Annotated in this window: 20 protein-coding genes; 14 read left to right on the top strand and 6 right to left on the bottom strand. The window is 36.5% G+C overall.

The window, feature by feature from the left end; all coding sequences use genetic code 11:
- Positions 1-9: 9 nt before the first annotated feature.
- Positions 10-717 (top strand): phosphate signaling complex protein PhoU, encoded by a 708-nt coding sequence (phoU, locus tag RZ78_RS04855; RefSeq protein WP_053791912.1) that lies wholly within the window; start codon positions 10-12, stop codon positions 715-717.
- Between the two features lie 15 nt (positions 718-732).
- Positions 733-1,440 (top strand): response regulator transcription factor, encoded by a 708-nt coding sequence (locus RZ78_RS04850; RefSeq protein ID WP_054608302.1) that lies wholly within the window; start codon positions 733-735, stop codon positions 1,438-1,440.
- 48 nt (positions 1,441-1,488) lie between these two features.
- On the opposite strand, the gene rbsU is transcribed toward RZ78_RS04850, so the two are convergent.
- Positions 1,489-2,373, bottom strand: a complete 885-nt coding sequence (gene rbsU / locus RZ78_RS04845; RefSeq protein ID WP_054608301.1) for a ribose/proton symporter RbsU — start codon at positions 2,371-2,373, stop codon at positions 1,489-1,491.
- 286 nt (positions 2,374-2,659) lie between these two features.
- Here rbsU and RZ78_RS04840 point away from each other — a divergent pair, with 286 nt between their 5' ends.
- Positions 2,660-4,015 carry a gluconate:H+ symporter gene (locus RZ78_RS04840; RefSeq protein ID WP_034534841.1) on the top strand — a complete coding sequence of 452 codons (1,356 nt, stop codon included), beginning with the start codon at positions 2,660-2,662 and terminating at the stop codon, positions 4,013-4,015.
- Between the two features lie 52 nt (positions 4,016-4,067).
- Here RZ78_RS04840 and RZ78_RS04835 read toward each other — a convergent pair whose 3' ends face one another.
- The gene (locus RZ78_RS04835; RefSeq protein WP_081006912.1) at positions 4,068-4,487 is read right to left on the bottom strand and encodes a GtrA family protein; all 420 of its coding nucleotides are present in this window, start codon (positions 4,485-4,487) and stop codon (positions 4,068-4,070) included.
- Complete coding sequence (locus RZ78_RS04830; RefSeq protein WP_034531593.1) at positions 4,487-5,422, bottom strand: glycosyltransferase family 2 protein; 936 nt, start codon at positions 5,420-5,422, stop codon at positions 4,487-4,489. The genes RZ78_RS04835 and RZ78_RS04830 overlap by 1 nt, the downstream gene beginning before the upstream one ends.
- Positions 5,423-5,609: 187 nt before the next feature.
- Between RZ78_RS04830 and wecB the strand changes: the two genes are divergently transcribed.
- The gene (gene wecB, locus RZ78_RS04825) at positions 5,610-6,737 is read left to right on the top strand and encodes a non-hydrolyzing UDP-N-acetylglucosamine 2-epimerase (RefSeq protein WP_054608361.1); all 1,128 of its coding nucleotides are present in this window, start codon (positions 5,610-5,612) and stop codon (positions 6,735-6,737) included.
- The gene (locus tag RZ78_RS04820) at positions 6,727-7,617 is read left to right on the top strand and encodes a YihY/virulence factor BrkB family protein (RefSeq protein ID WP_054608299.1); all 891 of its coding nucleotides are present in this window, start codon (positions 6,727-6,729) and stop codon (positions 7,615-7,617) included. The genes wecB and RZ78_RS04820 overlap by 11 nt, the downstream gene beginning before the upstream one ends.
- Before the next feature lie 46 nt (positions 7,618-7,663).
- On the opposite strand, the gene RZ78_RS04815 is transcribed toward RZ78_RS04820, so the two are convergent.
- Positions 7,664-8,119 (bottom strand): flavodoxin, encoded by a 456-nt coding sequence (locus tag RZ78_RS04815; protein WP_176589797.1) that lies wholly within the window; start codon positions 8,117-8,119, stop codon positions 7,664-7,666.
- A gap of 79 nt (positions 8,120-8,198) precedes the next feature.
- On the opposite strand from RZ78_RS04815, the gene recX reads away from it, so the two are divergent.
- The 4 genes from recX (at position 8,199) to RZ78_RS04795 (ending at position 12,277) form a co-directional block, all read left to right on the top strand.
- Entirely contained in the window at positions 8,199-9,002 is an 804-nt protein-coding gene (recX, locus tag RZ78_RS04810) for a recombination regulator RecX (RefSeq protein WP_054608298.1), read from the top strand.
- Between the two features lie 31 nt (positions 9,003-9,033).
- The gene (locus RZ78_RS04805; RefSeq protein ID WP_054608297.1) at positions 9,034-10,143 is read left to right on the top strand and encodes an AI-2E family transporter; all 1,110 of its coding nucleotides are present in this window, start codon (positions 9,034-9,036) and stop codon (positions 10,141-10,143) included.
- A gap of 37 nt (positions 10,144-10,180) precedes the next feature.
- Positions 10,181-10,591 carry a glycerol-3-phosphate cytidylyltransferase gene (tagD, locus tag RZ78_RS04800; protein WP_034531602.1) on the top strand — a complete coding sequence of 137 codons (411 nt, stop codon included), beginning with the start codon at positions 10,181-10,183 and terminating at the stop codon, positions 10,589-10,591.
- Positions 10,592-10,699: 108 nt separating this feature from the next.
- Entirely contained in the window at positions 10,700-12,277 is a 1,578-nt protein-coding gene (locus RZ78_RS04795; protein ID WP_053791907.1) for a peptide chain release factor 3, read from the top strand.
- A gap of 12 nt (positions 12,278-12,289) precedes the next feature.
- Here RZ78_RS04795 and RZ78_RS04790 read toward each other — a convergent pair whose 3' ends face one another.
- Both RZ78_RS04790 and RZ78_RS04785 read right to left on the bottom strand, forming a co-directional pair.
- Positions 12,290-13,333, bottom strand: coding sequence for a MucBP domain-containing protein (locus RZ78_RS04790; protein ID WP_054608296.1), 1,044 nt, complete (start codon positions 13,331-13,333; stop codon positions 12,290-12,292).
- Positions 13,334-13,435: 102 nt separating this feature from the next.
- Entirely contained in the window at positions 13,436-15,607 is a 2,172-nt protein-coding gene (locus RZ78_RS04785) for an ATP-dependent Clp protease ATP-binding subunit (RefSeq protein ID WP_054608295.1), read from the bottom strand.
- 479 nt (positions 15,608-16,086) lie between these two features.
- Between RZ78_RS04785 and RZ78_RS04780 the strand changes: the two genes are divergently transcribed.
- The 5 genes from RZ78_RS04780 (at position 16,087) to RZ78_RS04760 (ending at position 21,929) form a co-directional block, all read left to right on the top strand.
- Positions 16,087-16,353: a phosphocarrier protein HPr gene (locus RZ78_RS04780; protein ID WP_034531608.1), complete on the top strand. Its 267-nt coding sequence runs from the start codon at positions 16,087-16,089 to the stop codon at positions 16,351-16,353.
- Between the two features lie 239 nt (positions 16,354-16,592).
- On the top strand, positions 16,593-17,780 hold the full coding sequence (locus RZ78_RS04775; RefSeq protein WP_054608294.1) for a glycosyltransferase family 4 protein: 1,188 nt from the start codon (positions 16,593-16,595) through the stop codon (positions 17,778-17,780).
- Positions 17,781-17,788: 8 nt separating this feature from the next.
- Positions 17,789-18,811 carry a glycosyltransferase family 4 protein gene (locus RZ78_RS04770; RefSeq protein WP_054605698.1) on the top strand — a complete coding sequence of 341 codons (1,023 nt, stop codon included), beginning with the start codon at positions 17,789-17,791 and terminating at the stop codon, positions 18,809-18,811.
- 2 nt (positions 18,812-18,813) lie between these two features.
- Entirely contained in the window at positions 18,814-19,827 is a 1,014-nt protein-coding gene (locus RZ78_RS04765) for a lysylphosphatidylglycerol synthase transmembrane domain-containing protein (protein ID WP_054608293.1), read from the top strand.
- A gap of 41 nt (positions 19,828-19,868) precedes the next feature.
- The gene (locus tag RZ78_RS04760; RefSeq protein ID WP_054608292.1) at positions 19,869-21,929 is read left to right on the top strand and encodes an LTA synthase family protein; all 2,061 of its coding nucleotides are present in this window, start codon (positions 19,869-19,871) and stop codon (positions 21,927-21,929) included.
- Positions 21,930-22,359: the final 430 nt, after the last annotated feature.

The following is a 22,359-nucleotide window of genomic DNA, read 5'->3' as shown; positions in this document are numbered from 1 at the left end:
GAGCTGATTATGAGTCAAACATTTAACGACAAACTAAAAGTACTACAAAAGACCTACATGAAGATGGGAATTAATGTGTCTGATCAAATTTACCAATCAATCAAGGCCTTCACTGAAAACGACCAAAAACTAGCTACCGAAATTGTTAATCGCGATAGCAAGGTTAATGACGAAGAAGTGGACTTAGAAAAAGAAGCACTAAACTTAATTGCTTTAAGACAACCAGTTGCTTCTAACTTCCGTTCAATCATCACTTTATTAAAGGCTAGTTCTGATTTGGAACGAATTGGGGATCACGCATCATCAATCGCCAGAGAAACTCTTCGTATTAACACAGAAAGTCGTATTCCAGAAGTTAACGAAGCCATTAACCAAATGGCCTTAAAGATTAGGGGAATGCTAGAATCATCATTAGATGCTTACGTTCATTCTGATCAAGAAGCTGCTAAACTAGTCGCTCAAGAAGATATCTTAATCGATAAGAAGTTTGTTTTAGCTAAAAACCTAATCGTTGCTGAAATGGAAAAGAATAGTGATAAAATTGAATTAGCAACTATCTACCTAATGGTAGTTCGTTACCTAGAACGTATTGGAGATCATATCGTTAACTTATCAGAATGGATTGTATATAATGCTACTGGTAAGATTGTCGAATTGAACCCTGGTAAGATTGAACCAGAATTGATTGCCAAAGAACTAAAAAACAATCCAAAATAGGGAGGTTTAGATGGGATGCAAAGTCTGTTGCTAGTAACAAAACAATTAAGATTAGCCGCTGATGTAAGTCAATTGGCGTTGCAAGATGAATATTTTGTTAACAGCGTTAGTGATGATGAAGATATCGAAATCATGGCTAAGAAGGATAACGTCTTTGCGGTCATTATCGATTTATCAATCTTTGATGACTTTAATCACGTCAAAAGGCTGATTGAACAAGTTACTAAGACATTCTCAGGCCCTATTGTTACTTTTGATGATCACTATGATGATCAAAAAGAAAGAGATTGTTTTGAATTAGGGGTCAACGATTACTTCAGTGATTACGTTGACGCCCAAAGAATCATATTAAGAACATTAAAACGTGTCAAAATTTACGATGAGATGTTAGAGGATACCGACAAGGCTAAGCGCAAAGAGCATTTTAAGGACTTTGAGATTAGTTTGAAGCATTTCCAGGTAAAGTATCAGGGTGAGGTTTTAAACTTCACACCGAAGGAATTTAACATCTTCTATTACCTAATCAGACATCATGACCAGGTATTAAGTAGAGAACAAATCTTTAACGGTGTCTGGCGTGAAGATCGAGACGATGGGGATGCATTTATATCATCTCGAATCGTTGATATGCACGTTAGTCACGTTAGAGATAAGCTCAAAGACTTACCCGGAAACGACGTTGAAATTAAAACGGTTCGTGGATTCGGATACGTACTACAATAAAAAAATCCCGCTTGGATATTCCAAGCGGGATTTTTGTTTTGGTTTTTATTAGTTTAAGAATGCAGTAACTGCAGCTGCTAGAATAATGATAACTAAACCGATTATTGTAACAACCATTTCTTTTTTAGTCTTGTTTTGGTGTAGGAAGTAGATACTAGTTAGGGTAGCTAATACAACAGAAGTTTGTGATAGCACGAAACCAGTAGCTAGACCATTCATTTTAGGTTCTGCAGAGATTAGGTAAGTTAAAGCTGCAAATCCGAAGAAGAAACCTGAAATGATTTGTAGATAAGAAGACTTAGTAGCAAATACATTGTTGTTCTTAACGTGGAACAAGCAGTATACAACAGCAACTAAGAACATTCCAAGAGCTTGTGGGAAGAACGCATGCATACCGTCTAAGTGACTTGATGCTTGTGGTGCAGCTGAGTAACCCCAGTAACCAATAACACCGATTACTAATAGACCAATTGCTTTCTTTAAGTCAGCAGATCCCTTAGTATCTTTGTTTTCTTGCCAAGCAGTCATAGTAGCACCAATGATGATTACTAGTAAAGCAATGAAACCAATGATACGGTGTGATTCTGAGTGCCAGTTACCTAATGCGAATACACCCCATAGAGCAGTTACAATTAATTGTAACGCAGTGGTGATAGGCATTACTCTTGATGATCCAACTAATTCAAAAGCTTTAAATGACATGATTTGTCCGAAAGCCCAACCAGCACCTGATAGTAATGCTAGTGCAAAATCCATACCAGTCGGAATTGACTTACCTGAGATTAAAAGAAAAATAGCAGCGAAAATAAGTGTTCCTAGAGTGGAACCATAAATTTGGTTAGTAGGTTTGCCTCCAAATAATGAAGCAATTGTAGGGTATAGACCCCAACCTAGAACTGGACCTAGTCCAATTAATAAAGCAACAGCGTTCAAAGCGTGTCCTCCTTATCCTTATATATTATTTCTATAATTAACAATTTACCACAAGTAAAGTTACCATGGTTAGAAAACAAGCGAATTTCATTTAAACTTAAATAAATCTTAAGTTTTAAAACGCCTAAAGTAATATAACATATTTATTAGGGACTATGTTTTAAAAAGTGTAATGAAATCGTTTTCATTTTCCAAGAAGTATGTTATATTATTTCTACGGAAAAGTAAAGCGCTTACATTCATGAAACATAAAAAATATTTTTAATAAAAGAAGGGGTATTAAAATATGCCATTTGTTGTATTGGTATTAGGAATATTATTGCTTTTGTTCCTAATCATTAAATGTAAATTAAATACATTTATTTCATTAATTGTTACATCTGTTATTGTTGCGTTAGGTTTAGGGATGAACCCAGCACACATTGCTGTTTCCATTAAAAACGGTATCGGAAGTTCTTTGGGGGAACTAGTTATCGTTTTTGGATTTGGAGCAATGATTGGTCGTTTAGTTGCTGATGCCGGTGGTTCTTACAGAATTGCCAGAACACTAATCGATCTATTCGGTAAAAAGAAACTTCAATTCGCAATTGTTGTTGCTTCATTTATCATCGGTATGTCATTATTCTTCGAAGTTGGATTGGTTCTATTAACTCCAATCGTATTCGCCGTTGCACTTGAAGCTGAAGTTCCATTCGTTTACCTAGGTATTCCAATGGCAGCTGCATTATCAGCTACTCAAGGATTCCTACCACCACAACCTGCTCCAACTGCAGTTGCTACTGCTTTAGGCGCAAACATTGGTCAAACACTTCTATTAGGTATTATCGTTGCTATTCCTTGTGTGATCGTAGCCGGTCCGCTATACACAAAGATTGCTAAAAAGGTTGCTCCAGAAACATTCGTTGTTAAGACTTCTCTACCAGCCTTTGGTGAGATGAAGAAGTATGATTTAAAAGACACTCCAAGCTTTGGAATTGCCGCATTTACTTCATTACTACCAGTTATCCTAATGGCTATTTCAACTGTTTACGACATGGTATTTAACGGTGGTAAAGCCGTTGAAAATCCACATGGTATTGGTGCTGTTGTTGCTATGTTTGGTAACCCAGTTATCGCCATGATTGTTACTTTACTATTTGCTATCTGGGCAATGGGCTTCCACCGCGGTAAGAAGATGGAAGACATCACAAACACTGTTACTGAAGCCATTAAGTCAATCGCAATGCTACTAATGGTTATCGGTGGTGGATCAGCATTCAAGCAAGTATTAATTGATGGTGGTGTTGGTAAAGCTGTTCAAAACGTAATGGGCCACGCCAACCTATCACCAATCATTTTGGCTTGGTTAATCGCTGTTATCCTACGTGTTTCATTAGGTTCAGCTACTGTTGCAGGTATGACTGCTGCTGGACTAGTAACTCCATTAATGCACTCAATGAGCGTAAGTCCCGTATTAATGGCACTAGCAATTGGTGCCGGATCACTTGCCGCATCACACGTTAACGATGCTGGATTCTGGATGTTCAAAGAATACTTTGACTTAAACGTAAAACAAACATTGAAGATTTGGACTGTGCTAGAAACAATCATTTCCGTAACTGGATTATTGATGGTACTTCTATTAAGTCTATTCATTCACTAATAAATATAGATACGAAAAAAGCGATGAGATAAAATTTATCTCATCGCTTTTTTTATTTTTCTTTGTGGTTAACGAAAACCACGAACTTGGACCAGAAGTAATTAAAGGCAATTACAACAATCTGACCAAAGATTTTTAGCAAATCAAAGTTATTTTGACTGATGATGTTAACACCAATCATTAGGATGATTTCTTCTAAAATTAATGAAGCCACACGGCCAAGGAAGAACGAAATCATTTCGGAAATGTATTCTTTTGCGGTACTTGCTTTTGATTCAAATACCCATTTTCTGTTGGTGAAGTAGGCGAATAATACGCTGGCTACCCAAGCGATAAATGTGTTCCAGAATACATACATGTTTGGTACTAGGTGATAAAGCACTAATGCAACGGCAATGTCGATAACAGTGGTTAATACACCCCAAAACAAGTAAGCAATTACTTGTTTGTATTTATTCCACAAATTTTTCATTATTTCTTCTCTTTCACAATATATTTAGGACGATGCTTTGTTTCTAAGTAAATCTTTCCGATGTAGTTACCAACGATTCCTAGACAGAATAGTTGAACACCGTTGATTAATAGAATAATTGATACTAGTGATGGCCATCCAGATACGGATCCGCCGAATAAAATAGCTCTTAAAATAACAAAGATTAGTCCAATCAATGATAGGAAGAATGAAACACCACCAACCCAGGTTGCCACTTTAAGTGGGACATCTGAGAAGTCGACGATTCCTTCCAATGAATATTCAAGTAGTTGGTATAGAGACCAGTGCGATTCACCGGCAGCTCTTTCAACACCATCGTATTCGATGTATTTAGTTTTAAAACCGACCCAACTAAAGATTCCCTTAGTGAAACGGTTGTATTCAGTTAATTTCAAAACATTGTCAACGTATTGACGAGTCATTAGACGGTAATCTCTAACGTTTTGTTTGATTTCAACGTCAGACATTTTATTGATAACCTTGTAAAAACTTGAAGATAGGAAAGCTCTCACAAAGTTTTGTTTTCTACTCTTTTGCACACAGCCAACGACGTCGTAATCGTCTTCTTTTATGTACTTAATCATTTGAGGAAGTAGTGCAGGTGGATCTTGTAAGTCCACGTCCATAACGGCGACATAGTCACCACCAACGTTTTCTAATCCAGCTGACATTGCAGATTCCTTACCAAAGTTACGTGAGAATGATACGTAATGAACGTTTTCATCGTTTTCGCGTAACTTCTTAATTTCTTCTAAAGTGTTGTCAGAAGAACCATCATTAATAAACCAGTATTCATGATTGTAGTCAACGTGGTTAGCGTGCATTTCGCTGAAGACACGTTCGACTTCGTCATAAAAGATTTTAATGGAAGGTTCCTCATTATAACAGGGTACAATTAAACCAATAGTTTCCATAATTGTAACCTCCTTCATTAATCCATAATTATTTATATTTTATCATAATACTTCAAAAAGGTTTTCATAGATAGCACTAAATTTTTATTAAGATGTATTTAGGTCGGCAACCGCGGCATTATTTTGTTATAATTAGATAAATATACTTTTTTGTGGAGGCATAATCTTGAAAAAACCGATTAAAGTGATGACCATCTTTGGAACTCGTCCAGAAGCTATTAAGATGGCTCCAATCATTCTAGAAATGAAAAATAATTTAGATGAGTTTCAACCCATCACAGTTTTGACTGGCCAACATAAAGAAATGCTAGATCAAGTTATGGATATTTTCCATATTGAAGCTGATTACAATTTACACGTAATGAAAGCACAACAAACATTAAGTTCAATTACAACCACTGTCATTAACAAACTAGACAGTATTATTAACGAAGCCAAACCAGATATCATCTTGGTGCATGGTGATACCACAACCACTTTTGCCGCTGCTGTCAGCGCATTTTATCACCAAATTCCACTGGGTCACGTTGAAGCGGGCCTTAGAACCTGGGACAAGTACTCACCATATCCTGAAGAAATGAACCGTCAAATGACCGACATTCTTTCTGATGTGTACTTTGCACCAACTGAATTAAGTAAAGAGAATTTATTAAAACAAAACCTAAAAGAAGACCGTATCTATATTACGGGGAACACCGCAATTGATGCGTTAAAACAAACCGTTGATAGAAACTATCACCACAGCGTGTTAGATGATATCGATAAGACCCACAAGATTATTCTATTAACCATGCACCGTCGTGAAAACCAAGGTGAACCAATGCGTCGTACATTTGAAACAATCAAAAACGAAGTATTGAACAGAAAGGATATCGAAGTCGTATATCCAGTTCACTTGAGCCCAGCAGTTCAATCTGTCGCTCACAGCGTTTTCGATGGGGTGAACCGCGTGCACTTAATCGAACCATTGGATGTGGTTGATTTCCATAACATGGCAGCGCGCAGTCACTTCATCATGACTGACTCAGGTGGGGTGCAAGAAGAAGCTCCTTCATTAGGTAAACCAGTATTGGTACTAAGAGAAGCGACCGAACGTCCAGAAGGAGTCGATGCAGGAACCCTTAAGCTTGTGGGAACTGATCCAAAAAAGATTAGTGCAAGCATTGACCAATTACTAGACGATACAGAAGAATACAAGAAGATGGCCACTGCCAAGAACCCATATGGGGATGGAACTGCTTCTAAGCAAATCCTAGAAGCGATTAAAGAAGTGTTTGCTACTAATAAACTAAGTGGTGATCATAATGAAGCTTAATAAAGACACCGCTAGAAAATGGAAGCATTTCTTCCTAGTCATAAAAAAGCACTATAAAGAATCAAACGTATCCGATTCAGCAGTTGTGATTGCCTTTTATTCTTTGCTATCACTATTTCCAGCGACCATCATTGTTGGAAACCTACTGGAATTGTTACACGTTAACCAATACGAAATCCTAGACTATCTAGAACCATTGTTACCATCAACGGTTTTCAAGACAGTTAGTCCAATCGTTATTTCCGCCTTGAAGGGTGCCAATGCCGATAAGTTGTCAATCGGGTTAATCGTGGCCATATGGTCAGCCAGTCGAGCCTTAGCAGCGTTTCAACGTGCGGTTAACTCATCGTATGGAATAAAAAACGAAAGTAATCTGATGAATCGAATTGTTTCGTTTATTTGGATGCTATTGTTGGTAATATCGTTAGGGATTTTTCTATTATTCTTTGGTTTTGGAAAGGTCATCATTAGCTACTCAGCTTACCTAATGGGACTATCCAAGATGAATGTGGGACTATTTATCCTGTTGAGATATCCATTGACCATCATTGGGGTATTCCTATTGGTGCTATTGATGTATTATTTCGTGCCAAACGTAAACACCAAGTGGCGTTATGTTTGGATGGGATCATTGATTGTGACAATCGGTATGATTGGTCTATCCAAAGGATTCTCCATTTATCTTCACTACTTCGCTCGTAGTGTCGATGCCTATAAAGCATTGGGAACCTTTGTGATTTTAATGCTTTGGTTATACATTATTGGGATGATATTGATTTTAGGGGCTGTCATTAATGCATCCGTGCAAGATGTGAAGAACGTCGAGATTAAGGGTAGAAAGCCTAGCATCAAATCATTTATTCCAAACAAGAAGAGATAAGATTGCAAAACAAAAAAATCGTTGATAAACATCAACGATTTTCTTTTTAACCATTTATTTTTTTGTAAGTATCAACTAAACTTGAGGCAAATTCGTCAAGTTTTTCAATATCGTCTTCATCTGGTTCCAAGTTGATTTTAACACCTTCAAAACCTTGAGTGGCGTTAGTCTTCTTGAATTGGTTGATGAAGTCATCAACTGAAGTATTGAAGAATTCTTCGTAGAAGATATCACCAGAACCGGCAACACCAAAGACCTTGTTTGAAAGATCTAAGTCACCTAAGTCGTCGAAGAAGTCTAATCCTTCTTCTGGAAGGTGACCTTCGTTGTAGGTGTATGCACAAACGACACAGATATCTGCATCTTCAAAATCTTGCGCATCTGTTTGTGAAATTTCGGTTTGGGTAACTTCAGCGCCTAAATCTTCTAGGCCTTCAGTAACGATATCAGCGACGTCTTCGTTGTTACCTGTGATGGTTGCAAAAACTACATGTGCTTTCAAAGTAATATACGTCCTTTCGCAATCTGATAACTAATTATACCAAATGTAAAATGGGATGTTAAATAAAGGAGTGAGAGTAATGGCATCTAAAATCACCATGATTGAAGCCCAAAAAAGAAAAGGGCGTTTTAATGTTTATGTAGACGGGGTATACGCGTTTCCAATCAGTGAAAACGTAATGATTAAATATCGTATCTTTAAGGGAATGGAAATCGACGACGAGCTAAAAGAAGAGCTAGTCAATGCCGATGATATTTCAAAACTTTACAGTAAGGCGATTAACTTCTTATCCCACCAATTAAGAACTGAAAACGAAGTCGTAAAGAAACTGCAAACCTATAGTGAAAACGAACAACACATTGCTGCAGTCATGCAAAAGCTAGTTGAATTAAAACTGGTCAATGATCAAAGCTACGCTGACAGTTACGTGCGAACAGAAGTAAAGAAGCAGGATAAGGGACCATCCAACGTCTTTTATAAGCTAAAGGAAAAACAAATCAACGAAAACTTGATTGAAAACGCCTTGAATAACTTCTATTCACACGAAGAAATGGTTGAAAACTGCCAAATTCAAGCCGACAAAATTTTCAAAAAGCATAAACGTGACGCTTATAAGAACCGTTTGGATAAAACCAAAATAGCATTGATGAAGAAGGGTTATCCAACCGACGTTGTTTTAAGCGTTATGGAGGACATGGACTTTCAAGTCGATGAAGAAGACCAAATGGACTTATTGAGACAACAAGGTGACAAGATTTGGCATCGTAATCGTAAGTACGATGGGATGCAAAGAGTCATGAAGACCAAGCAAGCACTTTACCGTAAAGGTTTTGATATGGATGATATCAATTCATTCATAGATGATAAAAATATGGATGAATAAAATGGTATAATGGTTATTGGAGGTTTCGAATATGTTTAATAAAATTAAAAATTCCTCGATAGTACTATGGACAGTGGAGTTGCTACTGGTCGTAAGCATTATCTGGATATGTACAAAACTTGAGTTTATTTTCAGCCCAATTGGGATGTTTATCTCAGCAGTATTCATGCCAATCCTAATCGCTGGGGTATTGTTCTACATGTTAAACCCAGTGGTTAACCTATTAATGAAAATCAAAATTAGTAAAACCAAAAGAATTTCCCGTAACTGGGCAATTTTGATTGTATACATATTTCTAATTGGAATAATCGTATATGTATTTTCATCATTTCTACCACGTTTGGTAACCCAGGTAACCAACCTGGTTACGAACCTACCAAAGATTGCAGACGACATTAACCACTATGTGGAAGTGCACAGTCAAAAGGGTATCTTTAAGAAATTCTATTCATCTGAATACATTTCTTCTTTACAAAATTACGTTTACAACTACTTCCAACACAGCTTAGGTGGAATTACTTCTAGTGTCGGATCAATTATTTCAACCGCTGCTTCAGCCGTGATTGTGATGATTACCGTTCCAGTGGTACTGTTCTACATGTTAAAAGATGGTCACAAGATGATTCCAAACATCGCTAAGATGCTACCACCAAGAAGTCGTCGTAGAACCATCAAACTATTAGGCAAGATGAGTGACACCATTTCTCATTACATTGGTGGTCAAATGATTGAATGTTTATTCGTTGGTGTATTTACATCCATCGGATACGTTCTAATCGGCCAAAAGTATGCACTACTACTAGGGGTGTTTGCCGGAATCTGTAACATTATTCCATACGTTGGTCCATACATTGGAATTATGCCATCAGTATTCGTTGCACTTTCTACCAGTATCAGTGAATTAGTATGGGTGGTAATCGTGGTAATCATTGTTCAACAACTAGACGGTAACTTGGTTTATCCAAATGTAATCGGAAAGTCTTTGAATATTCATCCACTTACCATTATAATTATCTTAATGGCTGCCGGAAATATTGCTGGTTTAATGGGAATGATTCTAGCAATTCCACTATATGCCGTTGTGAAAGTGGTCGTGCAATACATCTACAGTATTTGGATGATTGAACAATCACACAAATGAGTTAGCAAAAACAAAGAGAGACAAAGCAGGAGATAATATGACAAAAGTAATTACTTATGGAACATTTGACCTACTACACAAGGGTCATGTTCGTTTATTAAAACGTGCCAAGGAATTAGGGGACGACTTAACAGTTTGTGTTTCTACCGACGAATTTAACGCTGAAAAGGGTAAGAAGGCTTACACTTCATACGAAGACAGAAAGTATGTTTTAGAAGCTATTCGTTACGTTGATCACGTGATTCCAGAAAACAACTGGGACCAAAAGATTAAAGACGTTGTTGATAACAACATCGACATCTTCGTTATGGGAGATGATTGGGAAGGCAAGTTCGACTTCCTAAAGGACTACTGTAAAGTCGTTTACCTACCAAGAACTGAAGGTATTTCAACTTCTAAGATCAAGAAAGACTTAGGTCTTACTGACGAAGACGATTGGAAGAAATAAAAAAGACATCCTCGATTTAATCGGGGATGTTTTTTAATTCACATATGGAAGATTGTTTTAATATGTTACAATTGTATTTATATATTATAAAACGGAAGGATTCGAATAATGGGTAATAAAAAAATAGAGCAAAGCGTTGATAAACGTCGTACTTTTGCCATCATCTCTCACCCGGATGCTGGTAAGACTACAATTACTGAACAATTACTATTGTTTGGTGGAATTGTGCGTGAAGCCGGTACTGTTAAGGCTAAGAAGTCAGGTAACTTTGCAAAGTCTGACTGGATGGAAATTGAAAAGAAACGTGGAATTTCCGTTACTAGTTCAGTGATGCAATTTGATTACGCTGGTAAGCGTATCAACATCTTGGATACCCCAGGGCACCAAGATTTCTCAGAAGATACTTACCGTACTTTGATGGCCGTTGACTCTGCAGTCATGGTTATTGATGCTGCCAAAGGGATTGAACCACAAACTAAGAAATTATTCCAAATTTGTAAGATGCGTGGAATTCCAATCTTTACTTTCATGAACAAACTTGACCGTGATAGTCGAGACCCAATGGAATTAATCAGTCAACTAGAAGATGTCTTGGGAATCGAAGGATACCCAATGAACTGGCCAATCGGTTCTGGAAAAATTCTAAGAGGACTATACGATCGATACAACAAACGTGTCGAACTATACCGTCCAGAAGATGAAAACAATCCATACTTACCATTGGATGAAGACGGTAACTTGTTAGAAGACAACAAGTTAGCTGATGACAGTGTTTACCAAGATGCTAAAGAAAGCATGGATCTAATCACTGAAGCGGGTAATCCATTCGACGAAGAAAAGATTAAGAATGGTGAACAAACTCCCGTATTCTTCGGTTCAGCTTTGGTTAACTTTGGGGTAAAGACTTTCTTAGATGCATATCTAAACTTTGCGCCAAAACCAGGTGAACACGAAACTGAAAACGACGTTGAAGTAGAACCTGAAGATGAACAATTCACTGGTTTCATCTTTAAGATTCAAGCTAACATGAATCCTAAGCATAGAGACCGTATTGCATTCGTGCGTGTATGTTCTGGAATGTTTGAACGTGGTATGGACGTTACTTTGGAAAGAAACCAAAAGAAACTACGTCTATCTAACGTGACTGAGTTCATGGCTAACACTCGTGAAAACGTTGAAAATGCCGTAGCTGGTGACATCATTGGTTTATATGATACTGGTAACTTCCAAATCGGTGATACCATTTACTCTGATAAACGTGATGTTAAGTTCACCAAGTTACCTCAATTTACACCTGAACTATTCATGAAGGTTTCTGCTAAGAATGTTATGAAACAAAAATCATTCCACAAGGGAATCCAACAACTAGTTCAAGAAGGTGCGGTTCAACTTTACACATCTTACACTACCGGTGACTACATCCTAGGTGCCGTGGGTCAACTTCAATTCGAAGTTTTCCAATTCAGAATGCAAAACGAATACAATTCTGAAGTTGTAATGGAACCAATGGGTAGCAAGACTGCTCGTTGGATTAACCCAGACCAATTAGACGAAAAGATGTCTTCATCTAGAAACATCTTGGTAAAAGATGGTCATGGTGATCCATTGTTCTTATTCGAAAACTCATTTGCTGAACGTTGGTTTAAGGAAAAGTATCCTGATGTAGAACTTACTTCAAAACTATAAAACAAAAAGAGCTTAGATATTATCTAAGCTCTTTTTTACGTCATCGGAAACGATGTAGTGAAGATTATTAATTTCGACCCATTGGACATTGTTTTGATCAACAATTTCCTGGGTAACGAAGAAGGAATTACCATTGTGCAAGAATCCGATACAGCTACCGTAAGGGAAGTTGTAAACAGCCACGCTCTGGTGGTTATCATTTTCAATCGTTGCAGTGTAGTGCACCTTTTTAATTTTCCAAGAATCTGTGTTGGTTAACTCTTTTGCGAATGGATATTGCATTCTGTAGAAGTTTCTATCGACAATCCATTGGTTTGGCCCGATGTTTAACCACAGAGCGTCGTCAGTGGTGACTTGATAGAATACCTTCCAAATACTTTTCTTTGGTAATAAGACGTGAAGCACATCACCATTAGTATCACTGTAGACTCTGGTGTATTCTCTTAAACGAATGTAGAAAGTGTCCTTTTGGACGCTGTGCCAATCATTTCGACGGTAGTAGATGATTAAATGCTTCATATAGTCATCAAAGATACCATTTGAATCGCCTGAATAGTTGATTAGTTTAAAACCAGATAGTTCTGGGATGTTAATTTGAAATTCGTTGTTATATTTACCGATTGCCATTTGAGGAAGACGAATCATTGAATATGTATCATAGTTAATGAAGAAAATATTAACTGGTTTTCCATTCAATCGGTTATATTGAAGGGTGACTTGGTTATCTTCTTTTTGCATGTAGGTGGAAACACCCATTATTTTGAATAAAACATAGTGATCAAAATCGGGGATGATGAAACTGACTGGATCACCGACGAACCCGTGGATTACGTTGAACTCGTGAAGATAGTGACCATCTTCATCTACATAGTAGATAGTCATCTTTGCCCTTGGTTTAGGAGAAGGAGAAGGGTTTTTTTCAATATTATCGGCATGGGCTTCTACGGGTTCATCAACGGTTTGCGTTGTGAAATCTGTGAAGTCATTTGCTTGTTGTTCATCTGGTTGACGTTTGGGTTTAAACAAACGAATGATGTCATGAATAAAATGAAACATACCTTTTCCTCCTCTCTAATAACCATATTAACATATGATAGTACAAAAAAAGTTAAAAAAACAGCTAAGAATAAGTCTTAGCTGTTTTTTATATCTGTTCAATTATTTTGCGTTAACGAATACTTTGTTTTCATCGTTGACCTCAACGCTTAGGTGTTTGCTACTTGGGTTGTTTAGATAATAGTCAGCGACCTTATCTTCAACTTCTTCTTGGATTACACGGCGAAGTGGACGCGCACCCATTTCTGGGTTGTAACCTTTTTCGACTAGTTTATCCTTGGCAGCATCAGAAACATCGATGGTGATACCACGGTTTTCAAGCATCTTGTTAACGTTGTCTAGCATCAAGCTGACAATCTTCTTCAAGTCATCCTTGCTTAGTTGGTTAAATTCGACGATATCATCGAATCTGTTTAGGAACTCTGGTTTGAAGTAATCACCTAACTTATTCAATACCGAATGAGTCTTGTTATTAGCTTCGGCACCAAAACCAACACTAGCAGTGGAAGCACCGGTACCGGCGTTACTTGTCATGATGATGACAGTATCCTTGAATGATACGGTTCTTCCCTTAGAGTCGGTCAAACGACCATCGTCTAGGATTTGGAGAAAGGCGTGTAAAACGTCTGGGTGAGCCTTTTCAATTTCATCGAAAAGAATTAGACTGTAAGGATTTCTTCTTACCTTTTCGGTTAATTGACCGGCTTCATCGTAACCAACGTAGCCAGGAGGAGAACCGATTAGTTTGGAAATTGAATGTGGTTCACGGTATTCGGACATGTCGAATCTAATCATTGCTTCCTTGGAACCGAATAGTTGCTTAGATAATTGCTTTGCAAGTTCAGTCTTACCAATTCCGGTAGTTCCTACAAATAGGAATGATCCGATTGGACGACCGGTTCCGTTGAAACCAATTCGATTACGTTTGATAGCGCGAGCAACCTTTTCGATTGCTTGATTTTGTCCAATCACGCTACCAGCAAGTTTCTTGTCTAAGTCCTTTAAATTATCCTGTTCTTGTTCTTGCAATTGCCCAACAGGAATCTTGGTGACTGATTCGATAATTCCTTCGATATCCTTCGTAGATACAGTAGGGTAGGTATTATCGGATTCGTCGAAGTCCTTTAACTTGTAGTTAAGTTCTTCAATCTTATCACGATAGAAGGCGGCTTTTTCATAGTCCTCCTTTTGTAGGGCATCCTTTTTTTCGCTTTCGCACTTGCTTAGTTCTTCCTTTAAATCGTCAGGTGACTTAACGTCTGATTTGATATTAAGTTTAGAACCAGCTTCATCGATTAAGTCGATGGCCTTATCTGGCAAGAAACGATCTTGGATGTAACGGTTTGATAGGTAAACCGCAGCCTTGATGGCATCATCACTGTATTTAACGTGGTGATACTTTTCGTAACGCCCCTTGATACCGTTTAAGATATGAAGTGCTTGTTTTAATGAAGGTTCATCAACTTGGACAGTTTGGAAACGACGAGCAAGTGCTGAATCCTTTTCGATACCACGATATTCATTTAAGGTAGTAGCACCAATTAATTGGAAACTACCACGAGCTAAAGCAGGCTTTAAAACGTTTCCTGCATCCATGGCACCGTCGGCATTACCAGCACCCATAATTTCATGAATTTCATCAATGAATAAAATGATGTTCTTGTTGGATTGAACTTCCTTGATTAGTTCTTGCATTCTTTGTTCGAATTGACCACGCATAGATGTTCCTTGAACAATGGATACAACATCTAATCTGATGACACGTTTGTTCTTTAACTTATCTGGAACGTCATGATGAGCAATCTTTAGTGCTAGTCCTTCGACCACAGCAGTCTTACCAACACCGGCTTCACCAATTAGAACAGGGTTATTCTTGGTTCTTCTGTTTAGGATTTCAATCACACGATCGATTTCCTTATCACGACCGATAACAGGATCAATCTTGTTCTTTTTTGCTAAGTCGGTTAAATCATATCCATACTTTGCTAACACAGAGTTGGAATTGTTGTTATTGTTATTTTTTTGCTGATTATTCTCAGGACGGCGGATAGAATTTTGATTGCTTTGATTCATCGCGTTAAATAAGTCATCTAAGCTACTAAAACCAAATGGATCATTCATCATATCAACACCTCCGTTATTACGATATTGTTCGGATTGCTGACTCAATTTTTGGTAACAGTCCTGACAAATATCAATATGTCTTTTTTCGCCATTGAAATTGACGAGTAAATGAATGGTTGCCTCATTTATATGGCAGTTTTCACATTTCATACGACTGCTCCTTTCTGAAAACAACTAAATGGTTAAAGATTATTTTGACCTTTACTGACCATTTGTAAAAATATTATAACTCATCGTAAATTTAGTGCAAGCAATTTGATTAGATTAAAATAATGGCTATTTTTTTCATATTTTTTAATTATGATATGTTTTAATTAGTAGCAATCGTATATAATATATATTGAAAGAGGGAATATAATTATCGCAGATAAGAATTATACTGAATTATTAAATGACCTAAAAGACAACAAAATCAAAGAATTGGTAGTCAAACCCGACGAGTTCGCTGAGTTTCAAGTTTCATATATGAACTTTGATACCAGAAAGCGCGTGATAGGGAAGGCCGATCAGAACGGTGTAATTACGTATACTTACCTATCTGATAGTGGTACCAATAGTTAAAAATGTTGAGTTTTATCACATTAATTGATATTCTAAAATTAGTATAAGAATAAAAGGAGATTTTCAAAATGGAAAAACGTCAATTTAAAGTTGTTTCTGAAACTGGAATCCATGCTCGTCCTGCAACACTTTTAGTTCAAACTGCTACTAAATTCAAATCAGAATTAAAACTAGAATACCTTGGCAACACTGTTGACTTAAAGTCAATCATGGGTGTTATGTCATTAGGTGTTGGTCAAAACGCCGAAGTAACTGTTATTGCTGATGGTCCTGATGAAAAAGACGCAATTGAAGCAATTGCAAAGTCATTCAAAGATGAAGGATTAACTGATTAATTACAAGTTATATATGGTACGTCTATTAAAATAATGAGTCAGAAATATTTTATGTTTGGTTGTCATAATAGTTCATTGTCATTATTGAACGAATATGGAAACAACTACTTCGATAGAATTGTTCTGGCTCGTTTTTTTTATTAAAATAGGGAATTATGGCATTCACATGAGTTTGCAATGCAAACAGCAAAACAATATAATTACAAATAATTAATAATAAAAGAAAAGGAGGTGCTACTATGAATATTGGAATTTTTACGGATACTTATTTTCCACAGGTCAGTGGGGTTGCCACATCCATTAAGACATTAAAAGATCAATTGGAAAAAGATGGTCATCAGGTGTATATCTTTACTACAACTGATCCTCACGTTGATAAGGCCACATACGAAAAGAATATTTTTAGATTTTCCAGTATCCCCTTTATTTCTTTTACTGACCGCAGAATCGCGGTAAGGGGAATGATTCAAGCTTATCAAATTGCTAAGAAACTTAACTTGGACATTATTCATACACAGACTGAGTTCTCAATGGGAATTATCGGTAAGTTCGTGGCGAAGTTCTTAAGAATCCCATGTGTACATACTTATCACACAATGTATGAAGACTACTTACATTACGTAGCCAAGGGTAAGCTATTAAGACCGGTACATGTTAAAGATGCAACCTTAGCATTTTGTCACAACATGTCAGGGGTAGTGGCGCCAAGTAAAAAAGTACTAGATACATTAGTTAGATACGGGGTAAAGAGTCCGATTAGGATTATCCCAACCGGAATTAATATCAATAAATTTGCGACTCAATCTGATTTTGATTTACGTAAATATTTAGGGGTCGATGAAGACGCTCCTGTGTTATTATCAGTGAGTCGTTTGGCTTACGAAAAAAACATCAAAGAATTAATTAACTGCATGCCAACAATCTTGGCTGACAAACCATTAACCCAATTAGTAATTGTGGGAGATGGTCCAGCCGGAGATGACTTGAAAAAACAAGTCGATGACATGAAGCTAAATGCCAACGTTAAATTTGTTGGTGAAATTAACAACGATGAGGTATATAAATATTACCGAGATGCCGACTTGTTTGTATCGACATCTAATTCTGAATCACAAGGTTTAACTTATATTGAAGCAATGGCTGCCGGAGTGAAGGTAGTGGTTGCATCAAGTCCATATACTGAGGACCTATTAAGTGATAAGGCATTAGGGATGACCTTCTCAAATAAAGATGGCTATGTTTCAAGCGTGTTGGAATACTTGAATCAAACTAAAGCTAAACCAGATCAATCAAAGGAAGAACTTAGACGAACTAAGTTACATGAAATATCATCTGAAAACTTTGCCAATCGAATTGTGGCCTTTTATAAGAGTGCCCAATTAGATTTCAACAAAGAATTTAGCGATGATAATGGGATAAGCGACTAGGAGGATTTATGATAAAAATAGATATGTTTTCAACTGCCGACAAGGTAAAGGGACAAGGAGTTGGTAGTGCCTATCTAGAGTTAATTAAATTAATGGAAAAGCGTTTTTCAGATGAGTTTGACATTGAAATCAATGATCCAAAGAAATCTGATATTACTCACTACCATACAATTAATCTAAGATATTACTTCTCTACTTTCCAAAAGAAACGTGGAAGAAGAATTGGGTACGTACACTTTCTACCAGAAACACTGGAAGGAAGCTTGAGTCTACCCAAGCCAATCAAATGGATTTTTTATAAGTATGTAATTGCGTTTTACAAACGAATGGAACATATTGTAGTAGTTAATCCAACTTTTATACCTAAGTTGGAAGCATATGGGATTAATCGTGATAAAATTACTTACATTCCAAACTTCGTTAGCAAAAAGGAATTCTATCCTTTCACCGAAGACGAAAAGCTTGCTGCTCGAAAAGAACTTGGTATTGATAAAGATAAATTCGTAGTAGTAGGAACTGGTCAGGTGCAAACTAGAAAGGGAATCCTTGATTTTGCCAAACTAGCAGAAGAAAACCCAAATGTCGAATTTATTTGGGCAGGTGGTTTTTCATTTGGTAAAATTACTGATGGATACAAGAACTTAAAACTATTGGTAGATAATCCCCCCGCAAACCTAAAATTCCCAGGAATTGTGGATCGTGATAAATTAGTTCAATACTACAACGTTGCTGATTTATTCTTACTACCATCATTTAACGAATTGTTCCCAATGTCAGTACTGGAAGCATTCTCCTGTGGAACTCCAGTAATGCTTAGAAGTTTAGATTTATATAAAGAAATCATCAGTGGTTACTATGAACCGTTTACTACTTTTGAAGAAATGAATGATAGTTTACATCGCTTAATTGATAATCGAGATGAACTAAAAGAATTGTCTGATAAAGCACTAGCTGCATCTGATTACTATTCAGAAGATCATCTAGCTTCAATTTGGCATAAATTCTATAAAGGTCAGATAAAAGAGGGATAGTAATGTCGAAGAGAAATGTAATAACGTTCTTTATGATGTTTCTAATTGGAATACTGATTTTTTGGTATTTCATCAGAGATATCAATATGGATGTATTGATTGCAGATTTTTTTACTATTAATTGGTGGTGGATTGCCGTTGCCTTCCTATGTATGTTGCTATACCTAGGACTAGAAGCGGTGGTTACTAAGACAATCGTTGATACCCAAGTTGATCACTTTACTTGGTGGGATGCAATTAGAGTCCCATTGGTAGAACAACTATTCAACGGAATCACACCATTCTCATCAGGTGGACAACCAGGTCAACTATATGTAATGGTTCAAACGGGCGTGGATGCTGGTAAGGCCGGTTCAACGTTATTGATGAAGTTTGTTGTCTTTCAAACCATGATAGTGATTAATTTCATTTTGAGTCTTATTGTCGGGTTCCAATATGTGGAAGAAAAGCTACACTATCTGGCTTGGCTGGTACTGTTCGGCTTCTTCGTTCACCTATTTGTAATTGTCGCCTTGTTATTAATCATGTATTGGTATACATTTACTAAGAAACTGGTTGATAATTTGGTAAAACCACTTAAAATCTTTATGAAGGATGAAAAGTATCTTTCATTCAAAGAGATGTTAGACAACAAAATAGATACATTCCATATGGAAAGCATCAGAATCGCTAAACAATGGAAGCTAATGTTAAAGATTATTGTTATTACTTTCTTCCAACTAGCTTTCTACTACCTAATTCCATACTTCATCATCTTGGCATTAGGATTTGATCAAGTTAACATCATCATGATTGTTAGCTTACACGTATTAATCTTTATGATAATCTCACTATTCCCAATTCCAGGAGGAGCTGGGGGAGCAGAGTACAGTTTTGAAACACTGTTCAAGAGTTTTATCACCAATAACACGAAGTTAATTCTCGCGTTAATTGCTTGGCGCTTGATAACTTATTACTTAGGAATGATTTTAGGGGCGGTAGCATTCTTTATTCGTCCCAATAAGATTGATAAGTAAATTTACTAACACTTTATATTTTTTATTTTGGAGGCATAGAAATGTCTAGTCATATTAAGAACACCAGAAGGTTCTTTAATACAAAATTTGGCTTTTTTGTATTAATTGTGGCCTTATTCTGGTTAAAAACATATATTTCATACCGTATTGATTTTACCTTAGGTGCAAAGGGTGGTATTCAACAATTCCTATTGGCTGTTAACCCACTACCAGCTGCATTACTAATCTTTGGGATTGCTTTGTACTTTAGAGGTAAGCTAGCATACTGGCTAATGATTATCATTGATTTAATCGAATCAATTTGGATTTTTGCCAACGTTTTATACTACCGTGAATTCTCTGACTTCCTATCATTTGGAATCATTAAGGGTTCAGGTACTGTTCAAAACAACCTTGGTAAGAGTTTAGCTGAAATCTTACATCCATTAGATTTCTTCGTATTTATCGATATCATTGTATTGATTTTATTACTACTATTCAGAGTAATTAAGGTTGACCATGCTCCATTTAAGAAGAGAAATGCCTTTGCAATTACCATCTTATCCTTAGTATTGATGTTTGCTGAATTTGGTGTATCTAATGCAGATAGATCAGGTCTATTAACAAGAACTTTTGATAACAACTACATTGTTAAGTACCTTGGTTTAAATGAATATGCAGCATTTAATGCATATCAAACTCACAAGGAAAGTGAAACTAGAGCTGAAGCTAAACCATCTGATTTAAATAGTGTCCTTACATATCTAAAGCATAATCGTAGTAAGTCTAATATTGAATACTACGGTAAGGCTAAGGGTAAGAATGTCTTTATCATTCATTTGGAAAGTTTCCAACAATTCTTAATTGATTACAAAGTTGACGGTAAGGAAGTAACTCCAAACCTAAACAAGTTCTACCATAACCAAAATACATTATCATTTGATAACTTCTACCACCAAGTAGCACAAGGTAAGACCTCTGATGCTGAAATGATGTTAGAAAACTCACTATTCGGTCTACCAGAAGGATCAGCAATGGTTACTTATGGTACTCAAAACACATACCAAGCTGCTCCAGCTATTTTAGCTCAAAAGGGTTACAGTACTGCTGCATTCCATGGGGATGTGCCTAGTTTCTGGAATAGAGATAATGCATACAAGTCATGGGGATACCAATACTTCTTTGATTCAAACTACTACACTGAAAAACCATCATACAGTGTTGGTTATGGTTTGAAGGATAAGATCTTCTTCAAGGATGCTGCACAATACATCCAACAATTACCACAACCATTCTATGCAAAACTAATTACATTAACTAACCACTATCCATATGAATTGGATAAGCAAAACGTATCATTCCCAGCAACTAAGACTGGTGACAATACTGTTGATCCATATGTACAAACTGCTCACTACTTAGACCAAGCCTTTGGTGAATTTATGAATTACCTAACTAAGACAGGTTTAATGAAGAACAGTATGATTGTGCTATATGGTGACCACTATGGTATTTCAAACAACCATAGACCAGCTATTGCTCAATTACTACACAAGAAGTCTATTAACAGCTTCGACTTAGCGCAATTCCAAAAGGTTCCATTCATGATTCACATGGACGGACTAAAGGGTGGAATTGACCACACTTACGGTGGAGAAATTGACGTATTACCAACACTATTACATCTATTAGGGGTAAAGGATGATAATACTATCCAATTCGGTAATGACTTGTTATCTAAGAAGAGAAACCAAGTTGTTGCATTCAGAAACGGAGACTTTGTATCTCCAGAATACACAGTAGTAGGTGGAAGTGTATACCTAACTAAGACTGGTAAACAAATTACACCAAACAAGAAGCAAGCTGCTGAAATCAAGAAGATGCAAAACCACGTTACAACTGAACTATCTCTGTCAGATAAGGTAGTGCTAGGTGACTTACTACGTTTCTACAACCCTAAGGACTTCAAGAAGGTAGATAAGAAGTCATACAGTTACAAGTACGCTGACGGAATGAAGCTTCTTAAGGAAATGGATAAAAAGAAGAAGACTGATCTATTGAATAAGTTGAAGAAGAAAGATACTTTGAACTTATACAAGACAGACGCACCTGAATTAAAATAGTTTCAAAACAAAAGGACGACTTTAAAAGTCGTCCTTTTTATTTTTAAATTAATGTTGACGCGGTGTCGATATTTTGATAATATAAATATTGCTGTTGATGAGGCGGTCAAAAACCTCGTTAAAACGTTAAAAAATCAATAAAAAAACTGTTGACTTTACGTTAACAAGATGGCATAATATTTATTGTTGTCGATGAGCGACAAACGTTGATGTGAAAACATTCATCAACGAAATAAATAAAAAAAGTTATTGACACAGTGTTGATAATTTGGTAATATTAAATAGTTGTCAATTGAGACAACGCTTGATATTAAAAGGTAGATCTTTGAAAACTGAATAAGATTGATAATCGATGATGTGTAAGGAACTTACAACTTGGTTGTAAGAATTAAACATTGCGAAGTCAATTCGCTTATAAAATAACAATTTA

This window comes from Apilactobacillus kunkeei, assembly GCF_001308195.1.
Lineage (GTDB): Bacteria > Bacillota > Bacilli > Lactobacillales > Lactobacillaceae > Apilactobacillus > Apilactobacillus kunkeei_C.
This window is presented reverse-complemented; position numbering and strand designations above follow the sequence as displayed.

What these genes read in the sequence shown, in the direction of transcription:
- RZ78_RS04830 (WP_034531593.1), bottom strand. Translation starts at nt 5,422, where the DNA reads ATGGAAACTATTGGTTTAATTGTACCCTGTTATAATGAGGAACCTTCC.
- recX (WP_054608298.1), top strand. Translation starts at nt 8,199, where the DNA reads ATGGCATCTAAAATCACCATGATTGAAGCCCAAAAAAGAAAAGGGCGT.
- wecB (WP_054608361.1), top strand. Translation starts at nt 5,610, where the DNA reads ATGACCATCTTTGGAACTCGTCCAGAAGCTATTAAGATGGCTCCAATC.
- RZ78_RS04780 (WP_034531608.1), top strand. Translation starts at nt 16,087, where the DNA reads ATGGAAAAACGTCAATTTAAAGTTGTTTCTGAAACTGGAATCCATGCT.
- RZ78_RS04785 (WP_054608295.1), bottom strand. Translation starts at nt 15,607, where the DNA reads ATGAAATGTGAAAACTGCCATATAAATGAGGCAACCATTCATTTACTC.
- RZ78_RS04790 (WP_054608296.1), bottom strand. Translation starts at nt 13,333, where the DNA reads ATGTTTCATTTTATTCATGACATCATTCGTTTGTTTAAACCCAAACGT.
- RZ78_RS04850 (WP_054608302.1), top strand. Translation starts at nt 733, where the DNA reads ATGCAAAGTCTGTTGCTAGTAACAAAACAATTAAGATTAGCCGCTGAT.
- RZ78_RS04795 (WP_053791907.1), top strand. Translation starts at nt 10,700, where the DNA reads ATGGGTAATAAAAAAATAGAGCAAAGCGTTGATAAACGTCGTACTTTT.
- tagD (WP_034531602.1), top strand. Translation starts at nt 10,181, where the DNA reads ATGACAAAAGTAATTACTTATGGAACATTTGACCTACTACACAAGGGT.
- RZ78_RS04805 (WP_054608297.1), top strand. Translation starts at nt 9,034, where the DNA reads ATGTTTAATAAAATTAAAAATTCCTCGATAGTACTATGGACAGTGGAG.
- RZ78_RS04770 (WP_054605698.1), top strand. Translation starts at nt 17,789, where the DNA reads ATGATAAAAATAGATATGTTTTCAACTGCCGACAAGGTAAAGGGACAA.
- RZ78_RS04765 (WP_054608293.1), top strand. Translation starts at nt 18,814, where the DNA reads ATGTCGAAGAGAAATGTAATAACGTTCTTTATGATGTTTCTAATTGGA.
- RZ78_RS04835 (WP_081006912.1), bottom strand. Translation starts at nt 4,487, where the DNA reads ATGAAAAATTTGTGGAATAAATACAAACAAGTAATTGCTTACTTGTTT.
- RZ78_RS04840 (WP_034534841.1), top strand. Translation starts at nt 2,660, where the DNA reads ATGCCATTTGTTGTATTGGTATTAGGAATATTATTGCTTTTGTTCCTA.
- RZ78_RS04820 (WP_054608299.1), top strand. Translation starts at nt 6,727, where the DNA reads ATGAAGCTTAATAAAGACACCGCTAGAAAATGGAAGCATTTCTTCCTA.
- phoU (WP_053791912.1), top strand. Translation starts at nt 10, where the DNA reads ATGAGTCAAACATTTAACGACAAACTAAAAGTACTACAAAAGACCTAC.
- RZ78_RS04775 (WP_054608294.1), top strand. Translation starts at nt 16,593, where the DNA reads ATGAATATTGGAATTTTTACGGATACTTATTTTCCACAGGTCAGTGGG.
- RZ78_RS04760 (WP_054608292.1), top strand. Translation starts at nt 19,869, where the DNA reads ATGTCTAGTCATATTAAGAACACCAGAAGGTTCTTTAATACAAAATTT.